The 2,218-nt window shown below is 55.9% G+C and carries 1 rRNA gene; it reads left to right on the top strand.

Going from position 1 to position 2,218, the window contains the following annotated elements:
- Nucleotides 1-150: 150 nt before the first annotated feature.
- A 23S ribosomal RNA gene (locus ABZX61_RS65660) occupies nucleotides 151-2,218 on the top strand; the annotation flags it as partial.

Raw genomic sequence — 2,218 nt, 5'->3', positions numbered from 1 at the left:
TTGGACACACTGTTGGGTCCTGAGGAAACGGGCATGCGTGTTCGGTTCTTCTGGAGTACAGGGCCGCTGAAGGGTTCAGGTTGATCCTGGGCTTGGATGCGGTTGCTGTTTGTTGTTTGAGATTTGCATAGTGGACGCGAGCATCTTTGTGGCCAAGTTTTTTAGGGCACACGGTGGATGCCTTGGCATCAGGAGCCGATGAAGGACGTGGGAGGCTGCGTTAAGCCTCGGGGAGTCGCCAACCAGACGTTGATCCGGGGATGTCCGAATGGGGAAACCTAGCACCAGTCATGTGGTGTTGCCTCCGCCTGAATGTATAGGGCGGTTGGTGGTAACGCGGGGAAGTGAAACATCTCAGTACCCGTAGGAAGAGAAAACAATAGTGATTCCGTGAGTAGTGGTGAGCGAAAGCGGATGAGGCTAAACCGGGCGTGTGTGATAGCCGGCAGGCGTTGCATGTCCGGGGTCGTGGGACCCTCTTGAGATAGCTGCCGTTGTCTCGAACAGTAAGAAATCGATGGGGTAGTTGAAAGCTCTGGGAAGGGCTGCCGTAGACCGTGAGAGCCGGGTAGGCGAAACCTTGTCGACTGTTTGAGGGGATCCCAAGTAGCACGGGGCTCGAGAAATCCTGTGTGAATCTGCCAGGACCACCTGGTAAGCCTAAATACTCCCTGATGACCGATAGTGCACGAGTACCGTGAGGGAAAGGTGAAAAGTGCCCCGGTGAGGGGTCGTGAAATAGTACCTGAAACCGTGTGCCTACAAGCCGTAGGAGCTTACAGAAGCTTGCTTCTGTGTGATGTGACTGCGTGCCTTTTGAAGAATGAGCCTGCGAGTTATGGTGTGTGGCGAGGTTAACCCGTGTGGGGGAGCCGTAGCGAAAGCGAGTCTGAATAGGGCGTTGAGTCGCATGCTGTAGACCCGAAGCGGAGTGATCTACGCATGGGCAGGTTGAAGCTCAGGTAAGACTGGGTGGAGGACCGAACCCACCAGGGTTGAAAACCTGGGGGATGATCTGTGTGTAGGGGTGAAAGGCCAATCAAACTCCGTGATAGCTGGTTCTCCCCGAAATGCATTTAGGTGCAGCGTCGCGTGTTTCTTGCCGGAGGTAGAGCACTGGATGGCTAATGGGCCCGACAAGGTTACTGACGTCAGCCAAACTCCGAATGCCGGTAAGTGAGAGCGTGGCAGTGAGACTGCGGGCGATAAGGTTCGTAGTCGAGAGGGAAACAGCCCAGATCACCGACTAAGGCCCCTAAGCGTGTGCTAAGTGGGAAAGGATGTGGAGTCGCAGAGACAACCAGGAGGTTGGCTTAGAAGCAGCCACCCTTGAAAGAGTGCGTAATAGCTCACTGGTCAAGTGATTCTGCGCCGACAATGTAGCGGGGCTCAAGTACACCGCCGAAGTCGTGGCATTGACGCACATGTTGTGTTGATGGGTAGGGGAGCGTCGTGTATGCGGTGAAGCGGCAGAGTGATCTAGCCGTGGAGCGTACACGAGTGAGAATGCAGGCATGAGTAGCGAATCGAGGGTGAGAAACCCTCGCGCCGGATGACCAAGGGTTCCTGGGGCAGGCTAATCCGCCCAGGGTAAGTCGGGACCTAAGGCGAGGCCGACAGGCGTAGTCGATGGACAACGGGTTGATATTCCCGTACCCGCTTTAACGCGCCCATATCGAACCCCTTGATACTAAGAGTCCTTAAGTCAGCTGGTCCTTCGGGACCGGTGTTAGGCCGAACGCTCGACCTGATTGGGTAGTAGGTAAGCGATGGGGTGACGCAGGAAGGTAGTCCAGCCCAGGCGATGGTTGTCCTGGGGTAAGCATGTAGGGCGGAACGTAGGCAAATCCGCGTTCCTTAAGCCTGAGATGTGATGCCGAGCCGATTGTGGTGAAGTGGATGATCCTATGCTGCCGAGAAAAGCCTCTAGCGAGTGTTGTGGCGGCCCGTACCCTAAACCGACTCAGGTGGTCAGGTAGAGAATACTAAGGCGATCGGGTGAACTGTGGTTAAGGAACTCGGCAAATTGCCCCCGTAACTTCGGGAGAAGGGGGACCTCTGCTGGTGATGAGTCTTGCACTCGGAGCTGGTGGGGGTCGCAGTGGCCAGGGGGAAGCGACTGTTTACTAAAAACACAGGTCCGTGCGAAGTCGTAAGACGATGTATACGGACTGACGCCTGCCCGGTGCCGGAACGTTAAGGGGACCGCTTAGTCAGC

The organism is Nonomuraea sp. NPDC003709, assembly GCF_040610775.1.
In the GTDB taxonomy this organism is placed as follows: Bacteria; Actinomycetota; Actinomycetes; order Streptosporangiales; family Streptosporangiaceae; genus Nonomuraea; species Nonomuraea angiospora_A.
This window is presented reverse-complemented; position numbering and strand designations above follow the sequence as displayed.